This window comes from Streptomyces sp. NPDC044063 (assembly GCF_056434285.1).
In genome coordinates this window covers 1-7,123 of the sequence record NZ_JBWKFM010000017.1, presented here as the reverse complement: position 1 = coordinate 7,123, position 7,123 = coordinate 1, and the positions used below count along the sequence as shown (strand labels likewise).

The following is a 7,123-nucleotide window of genomic DNA, read 5'->3' as shown; positions in this document are numbered from 1 at the left end:
ACTCCCATCCCCCCCCCCCCCCCCCCCCCCCCCCCCCCCCCCCCCCCCCCCCCCCCCCCCCCCCCCCCCCCCCCCCCGGCGCGTGACGCCCGTGACGCCGTGGAAGCGCTGCCTACTTCTTCTTGGCGGCGGTCTTCTTGGCGGTGGTCTTGCGCGCGGTGGTGGTGCGCGTCGTGGCCTTCTTGGCGGGCGCGGTCTTCTTCGCGGCGGCGGCCTTCTTCGCCGGCGTCGCCTTCTTCGCGGTGACCTTCTTGGCGGCCGTGGTCTTCTTGGCGGCGGCCGTGGTCTTCTTCGCGGCGGCCGCGGTCTTCGCCGGCGTCGCCTTCTTCGCGGTGACCTTCTTGGCGGCCGTGGTCTTCTTGGCGGCGGCCGTGGTCTTCTTCGCGGCGGTGGTCTTGGCGGCGGTCGCCTTCTTGGCGGCCGTCGTCTTCTTCACCGCGGCCTTCTTGGCGGTGGCCTTCTTGGCCGCGGCCTTGGTGGTGGCCTTGCCACCGGAAAGGCTGCCCTTGGGCGCCTTCTTGACGGCGACCTCGTCGCCCTTCGGGAGCTTCTTCGTGCCGCTCACCAGGTCCTTGAAGCCCTGACCCGCGCGGAAGCGGGGAACCGAGGTCTTCTTGACCCGCACGCGCTCACCCGTCTGCGGGTTGCGGGCGTACCGGGCGGGGCGGTCGACCTTCTCGAACGAGCCGAAACCGGTGACCGAGACCCGGTCACCGGCGACGACCGCACGGACCATCGCGTCGAGTACCGCGTCGACGGCGTCCGCGGCCTGCTGACGGCCGCCGAGCTTGTCGGCAATCGCTTCAACGAGCTGCGCCTTGTTCACGTCTTCCCCTTCGGAGACATTGGCTGGAAAGTGCTCCAGCTTTTCGCACGTTAGGCAGATATATACCGCAAATCAAACACGAAACGGTCTAATCACCCTTGTGCCGCAACGAACTCGACCCATCACGGAGTTCCGTCGGTGTCGGGCTCTTGGGGGAAACGGCCCTCGTCGAGGTCGTTCATCAGCCGGTCCAGACGCCTTGCCGCGCCTGAGAGATCGTGCTTCGCCGAGGCCGTGATGGCCAGCAGCTGCCGAGACAGCGCCATCCGTACGCCCTCCGGGACTTGCAGTGCGCGCACTTTCGTGTGCGCTTCCTTCAGTTGGTCGGCGACAAGCCGGTAAAGCTCGAGTTGGCTGTCGCGTTCCATGCACCGATTGTGCCATCTGAGGCGAGTTGTCGCTTCACGGGCCCTCAACAACGCGAGGCGCCCCCTGTCCGAAGACAGGGGGCGCATCATGCCAAACCCTGGGTGAGCAGCGAAAATCCGGGGCCCGTTCAGGGCTTCCGAAGCCGTCCGACACTGGGCCAAACGAGCCGGAATCGACCCTCAGATCCGGGCCGTGGACGGCTTGAACGCGGGCCGGCGGGCCTCGTAGGCGTCGATGTCGGACGCGTGCCGGAGGGTCAGACCGATGTCGTCCAGCCCCTCCAGGAGCCTCCATCGGGCGTTCTCGTCAAGGTCGAATCCGGCCGTCAGTCCGGGGGCCCGCACCTGACGGTCCACGAGGTCGACCGTCACCTCGACGGAGGGGTCGTTCTCGGTCAGCTCCCAGAGCGCCTCGACGGTCTCCTGCGGCAGCACCACCGTCAGCAGTCCGTTCTTGAGCGAGTTGCCCCGGAAGATGTCGGCGAACCGGGAGGAGATCACGGTCCTGAAGCCGTAGTTCTGCAGCGCCCAGACCGCGTGCTCGCGGGAGGAGCCGGTGCCGAAGTCGGGACCGGCCACGAGGACCGAGGCACCGGCCCGCTCGGGACGGTTCAGCACGAACTCCGGGTCCTTGCGCCAGGCCTCGAAGAGCCCGTCCTCGAAGCCGTCGCGGGTCACCTTCTTCAGCCAGTGCGCGGGGATGATCTGGTCGGTGTCGACGTTGCTCCGGCGCAGCGGGACCGCCCGGCCGGTGTGGGTGGTGAAGGCTTCCATGGCTCAGACCTCCAGGGGGGTGCGGACGGCGGCGGCGCCGGTCAGATCGGCCGGGGAGGCCAGCCGGCCCAGGACGGCGGTGGCGGCGGCGACCTGCGGGGAGACCAGGTGGGTACGGCCGCCCTTGCCCTGCCTGCCCTCGAAGTTGCGGTTGGAGGTCGACGCGGACCGCTCGCCGGGCGCGAGTTGGTCGGGGTTCATGCCCAGGCACATCGAGCAGCCGGCGTGCCGCCATTCGGCGCCGGCCGCGGTGAACACCTTGTCCAGCCCCTCGGCCATGGCCTCCAGCGCCACCCGTACGGAGCCGGGGACGACCAGCATGCGCACGCCGTCGGCCACCGCGCGGCCCTCGAGGATCCCGGCCGCGGCGCGCAGGTCCTCGATCCGGCCGTTGGTGCACGAGCCCACGAAGACGGTGTCCACGCGGATGTCGCGCAGCGGCTGACCTGCCGTCAACCCCATGTATTCCAGGGCCTTTTCGGCGGCGAGCCGCTCGGAGGCGTCCGCGAACGAGGCCGGGTCGGGCACCGCGGCCGACAGCGGCGCGCCCTGGCCCGGGTTGGTGCCCCAGGTGACGAACGGCGACAGCTCGGAGGCGTCGATGACGACCTCGTGGTCGAAGACGGCGTCGTCGTCGGTGCGCAGGGTGCGCCAGTACGCGACGGCCTCGTCCCAGTCGGTGCCGCGGGGGGCGTGCGGGCGGTCCTTGAGATACGCGAAGGTGGTCTCGTCGGGGGCGATCATGCCGGCCCGGGCACCCGCCTCGATGGACATGTTGCAGACGGTCATCCGGGCTTCCATCGACAGCTTCTCGATGGCGGGGCCGCGGTACTCGATGACGTAGCCCTGGCCGCCGCCGGTGCCGATCCTGGCGATGATCGCCAGGATCAGGTCCTTGGCGGTGACGCCCTCGGGCAGCTCGCCCTCGACGGTGATCGCCATCGTCCTGAACGGCGACAGCGGCAGCGTCTGGGTGGCCAGCACGTGCTCGACCTGGCTGGTGCCGATGCCGAACGCCAGCGCGCCGAACGCGCCGTGGGTCGAGGTGTGGCTGTCGCCGCAGACGACGGTCGTCCCGGGCTGGGTGAGGCCCAGCTGCGGGCCCACCACGTGGACGACACCCTGCTCGACGTCGCCCAGCGGGTGCAGCCGGACACCGAACTCGGCGCAGTTGCGGCGCAGGGTCTCCAGCTGGGTGCGGGAGACGGGGTCCGCGATCGGCTTGTCGATGTCGAGGGTGGGGGTGTTGTGGTCCTCGGTGGCGATGGTCAGGTCCAGCCGCCGGACGCCGCGGCCGGCCTTGCGCAGTCCGTCGAAGGCCTGCGGGCTGGTGACCTCGTGGAGCAGATGCAGATCGATGAAGAGGAGGTCGGGCTCGCCCTCGGCTCGCCTGACGACATGGTCGTCCCAGACCTTCTCCGCGAGTGTCCGTCCCATCGCTGTCCCTCCGACCGGCGTCGCTGCCGGCCCAATCGTTGCCAGTGGGTCCTATGTGTTCCAGGTTGGCGCGTCTCGCGGAAATGTGAACTTGCGTTTCATACTTTGAGACGCGAGTATCGTTGCATGGACAACGATGGTGGCGCCTCGAGCGGTGTGGGTGTACTCGACAAGGCGGCTCTGGTGCTGAGCGCTCTGGAGTCCGGGCCGGCGACGCTGGCCGCGCTGGTCACGGCCACGGGCCTGGCCCGGCCGACGGCGCACCGGCTCGCCGTGGCGCTGGAGCACCACCGGATGGTGGCGCGCGACATGCAGGGCCGTTTCATCCTGGGGCCCCGGCTGAGCGAGCTCGCGGCCGCGGCCGGCGAGGACCGGCTGCTGGCCACGGCGGGCCCCGTGCTCACGCACCTGCGGGACGTGACGGGCGAGAGCGCGCAGCTCTACCGGCGCCAGGGCGACATGCGGATCTGCGTCGCGGCCGCGGAGCGGCTGTCCGGCCTGCGGGACACCGTGCCGGTGGGCTCCACGCTGCCCATGAAGGCCGGCTCGGCCGCCCAGGTGCTCATGGCCTGGGAGGAGCCCGAGCGGCTGCACCGCGGCCTGCAGGGGGCGCGCTTCACGGCGACGGCCCTGTCGGGCGTACGGCGCCGGGGCTGGGCCCAGTCGATCGGCGAGCGCGAGCCGGGCGTGGCGTCGGTCTCCGCGCCGGTGCGCGGCCCCTCCAACCGTGTGGTGGCCGCCGTCTCGGTCTCCGGTCCCATCGAGCGCCTCACCCGCCACCCCGGGCGGATGCACGCCCAGGCGGTGCTGGACGCCGCCGTCCGTCTCACGGAGGCGCTGCGCCGCAACGGGTGAGGAGTCTCACACGCCGCCACCGGGTCCTTCGCGACCCCGCCGGGCCGGGTCCCCCTGAAGGGGAGCCCGGCCCGCGGCGCGTCCGGACGGCCCCGGCTCACCAGCGCTCGGCGTCCCCGGGGCCCGCGAGGCGCAGCGTCAGCCGGGTCAGCGGGCCCCGGCCGCACACGTCCAGGCTCTCGCTGAGCGTCCGGGCCAGCCACAGGCCGTCCTCGGGCCCCGCGGCCTCGCCCGGGGGCCGGAAGCCCGCGAACGCCGGGACGGCGCCCGCCGCGCCCGGCGGCCGGGTGCGCAGCAGCTCGTACGCCACCGCGCCCGGCTCCGGCCAGGCCCGCACCGCCAGCCGGGCCCCCTCCCCCGCCAGCAGGTAGCCCGCCGCCTCGCAGACGGCCAGCACGGCCAGGGACAGCCGTTCGCCGGTCAGCCCGGCGGCCGCGGCGCTCTCGCGGGCGAACGCCCGTACGGCCGCGAGCCGGTCCGTGGGGCCCGTCCGTGCCGCCCCCGGGGGCGCGGGCGTGCGCGGCGGCGCCACCGTGACCGCGTACTCCCGGGGGTCGGCGTAGCCCGCGCAGGGGACCAGCCGCTGCCCGTCCAGCCGGGCGGGGTGGGTGGCGCAGGCGGCCTCCGCCACGTCGCCGGGCACGGTCCGGGTGTCGTAGGGGCAGATCATCCACACCGGCAGCCCGGCCAGCAGCACGTTCAGCCCGGACTCCATCCGCTTCCACTCGGCGATCTGGCGGTCGGACTTCCCGCCCCACACCGGCTCGGCGATCATCCGGGTCCGCACGCCGGGCCGGGCCCGGCGGTCGTGGTAGCGCAGGAAGGCGGAGACGCGCTCCACGGGGCGGCGGCCGAAGTAGGCGGTCTCGGCGGTGTCCAGCCGGTGCGCCCGCTCCCCCAGGGCCCGCCGGAGCAGCTCCAGGTTGGCGGAGGTGGTCGCGGCCAGGACGGGCTCCCCGGCCGCCAGCCCGTCGCGTACGAACGGCACCGCCATCGCCAGGAACTCCGCGTCGGACCCGTACAGGCAGGCGTGGTGGACGAAGGCGCCGCCCGTCCCGTCCTCAGCAGGCATGCACGGCCCCCAGCCGGAGCCCGGGGGTCCGGTCCCAGCCGACGACCGTGATGACCTGGAGCAGGTGCCCCGGCAGGCCGCTCAGCTCGACGGTGCGGTGGCGGGCGGCACGGGCCCGGGCGAACGTCATCAGCAGCCGCAGCCCGCCCAGGTCGAGGAACTCCACCCCGGACATCTCCAGCCGTACGTCCCCGCGCACGGCGGCCACGGACGCCAGGGCGTCCCGCAGGCAGCGGTGGGAGCCGGCGTCCACCACGCCCTCGATGCGCAGCCCGGACGGGCGGTAGGTCCGGGAGACGACCAGCTCCGCCGTCCGCACCAGGGGGTCGGCCTCCACACCGCACGCGTGCGCCGATTCGAAGGCGTCCAGGGCGTCCGGGTCGCAGCGGCGGATGTCGTACTGGCAGACGGCCAGCGCCTCGCCCGAGCTGAACTCCTCGGCCAGCAGCGCCTCGTAGCGCAGCAGCCGGGGCACGTCGAGGAAGGCGTGGCCGTTCTGGAGGGCGGCGCACAGTTCGCCGGCGACCCGCAGCGCGCGGTAGCCCTCCTCGCGCGAGCGGCGGGCGGCGCTGCGCAGCCGGCGCATCAGGGCGGTGGGCTCCAACTGTCCTCGGCCCGAGCGGAATTCGGCCAGGCGTACGACCTCGACCCGGTCGGCCAGGGCGGCGGGCGAGCCGTCGAGCCGGCACTCGTCCAGCAGGGCGGCGGGGCCGGGCGGGTCGTCGTCACCGCTGAGATAGAGGATCTTGTCCTCGGCGTCCAGTCCCCCGCGGACGAAGTCCCGCAGGATCGAGGCCCGCTCCTCGTCCGAGGCGAAGAGGAGACACGCGTGGTCGCCGGGCTGCAGATCGCCGACGTGGACCCGGCGGCGCACGCCATGGGGTTGGACCATGCCGGGATTATCCCGCCGCCCGCGAGGCGGGGGAAGGTCGCACGGGCCGCAAACGAAAGAATGCCCTCCGCCGAAGCGAAAGGCATTCTTTCTTTCTTGTACCCCCGACCGGATTCGAACCGGCGCTACCGCCTTGAGAGGGCGGCGTGCTAGGCCGCTACACAACGGGGGCCTGCTTTTGTTTTGTGCTTTGCAGACTCGAAAAGCAATCTGCGCTGGGGTACCAGGACTCGAACCTAGACTAAGGGAACCAGAAACCCTCGTGCTGCCAATTACACCATACCCCATGGTGGTTTTACCCAGTACCCCCGACCGGATTCGAACCGGCGCTACCGCCTTGAGAGGGCGGCGTGCTAGGCCGCTACACAACGGGGGCCCTAGCGATCCCGTCCGGGTGTTATCCCTTCAGGAACCAGTACCCCCGACCGGATTCGAACCGGCGCTACCGCCTTGAGAGGGCGGCGTGCTAGGCCGCTACACAACGGGGGCTTGCACTTCGCTTTTGCGCTTTCGCGCGGTGTCTACTTTATCAGTAGTTTTGCCAGAGAATTTCCAGCGGATTTTCTCTGAGCTGGGGTACCAGGACTCGAACCTAGACTAAGGGAACCAGAAACCCTCGTGCTGCCAATTACACCATACCCCACCGTAACTCCACCCCCCGTAAGGGGTCTTGTCCGGCTCGCGCCCTCCGCTCCGGCCTCTCGGCCCTCTCGGGCGGCGCAGGAAGAACATTACCCGAAGGTGGACCGGGGTCCAAAATCGATAAGCCGCCTGGTGGCCGGGCGGTCCCACGCACCGCGTACGTGAGGGGCCCGGCGGCCTTCACCGAAGGCCGCCGTCACCCGGGTCGCCAGCACCAGCAGGGGCAGGGCCACCGCCGTGACGCCGCACAGCGCCAG

General features: G+C 71.7%; 7 protein-coding genes and 5 tRNA genes. 1 reads left to right on the top strand and 11 read right to left on the bottom strand.

The genetic code is table 11. From position 1 onward, the window contains the following. Positions 1-112: 112 nt before the first annotated feature. From AC07BS_RS21205 to leuC, 4 genes are all read right to left on the bottom strand, one after another. Positions 113-826: an HU family DNA-binding protein gene (locus AC07BS_RS21205; RefSeq protein WP_478650168.1), complete on the bottom strand. Its 714-nt coding sequence runs from the start codon at positions 824-826 to the stop codon at positions 113-115. 122 nt (positions 827-948) lie between these two features. Continuing rightward, positions 949-1,194, bottom strand: coding sequence for an SCO5555 family protein (locus AC07BS_RS21200; protein WP_478650166.1), 246 nt, complete (start codon positions 1,192-1,194; stop codon positions 949-951). Between the two features lie 180 nt (positions 1,195-1,374). Beyond that, positions 1,375-1,968 (bottom strand): 3-isopropylmalate dehydratase small subunit, encoded by a 594-nt coding sequence (gene leuD, locus AC07BS_RS21195; RefSeq protein WP_478933804.1) that lies wholly within the window; start codon positions 1,966-1,968, stop codon positions 1,375-1,377. Between the two features lie 3 nt (positions 1,969-1,971). Beyond that, positions 1,972-3,405: a 3-isopropylmalate dehydratase large subunit gene (gene leuC / locus AC07BS_RS21190; protein WP_478650160.1), complete on the bottom strand. Its 1,434-nt coding sequence runs from the start codon at positions 3,403-3,405 to the stop codon at positions 1,972-1,974. A gap of 126 nt (positions 3,406-3,531) precedes the next feature. On the opposite strand from leuC, the gene ndgR reads away from it, so the two are divergent. Next, positions 3,532-4,260 carry an IclR family transcriptional regulator NdgR gene (ndgR, locus tag AC07BS_RS21185; RefSeq protein ID WP_478650157.1) on the top strand — a complete coding sequence of 243 codons (729 nt, stop codon included), beginning with the start codon at positions 3,532-3,534 and terminating at the stop codon, positions 4,258-4,260. A gap of 97 nt (positions 4,261-4,357) precedes the next feature. Here the strand turns inward: ndgR and AC07BS_RS21180 are convergent, their stop codons facing one another. The 7 genes from AC07BS_RS21180 to AC07BS_RS21150 form a co-directional block, all read right to left on the bottom strand. Next, positions 4,358-5,332: an anti-sigma factor RsbA family regulatory protein gene (locus AC07BS_RS21180; protein WP_478933801.1), complete on the bottom strand. Its 975-nt coding sequence runs from the start codon at positions 5,330-5,332 to the stop codon at positions 4,358-4,360. Next, positions 5,322-6,224 carry an MEDS domain-containing protein gene (locus AC07BS_RS21175; RefSeq protein WP_478650151.1) on the bottom strand — a complete coding sequence of 301 codons (903 nt, stop codon included), beginning with the start codon at positions 6,222-6,224 and terminating at the stop codon, positions 5,322-5,324. The genes AC07BS_RS21180 and AC07BS_RS21175 overlap by 11 nt, the downstream gene beginning before the upstream one ends. A gap of 99 nt (positions 6,225-6,323) precedes the next feature. Continuing rightward, positions 6,324-6,396 (bottom strand) — tRNA-Glu (locus tag AC07BS_RS21170). A 43-nt stretch (positions 6,397-6,439) separates the two neighbouring features. Beyond that, positions 6,440-6,511 (bottom strand) — tRNA-Gln (locus tag AC07BS_RS21165). Positions 6,512-6,527: 16 nt separating this feature from the next. Beyond that, a tRNA-Glu gene (locus AC07BS_RS21160) sits at positions 6,528-6,600 on the bottom strand. A gap of 40 nt (positions 6,601-6,640) precedes the next feature. After that, positions 6,641-6,713: transfer RNA gene (locus AC07BS_RS21155), tRNA-Glu, on the bottom strand. 82 nt (positions 6,714-6,795) lie between these two features. Then, positions 6,796-6,867, bottom strand: a tRNA-Gln gene (locus AC07BS_RS21150). Positions 6,868-7,123 lie beyond the last annotated feature (256 nt).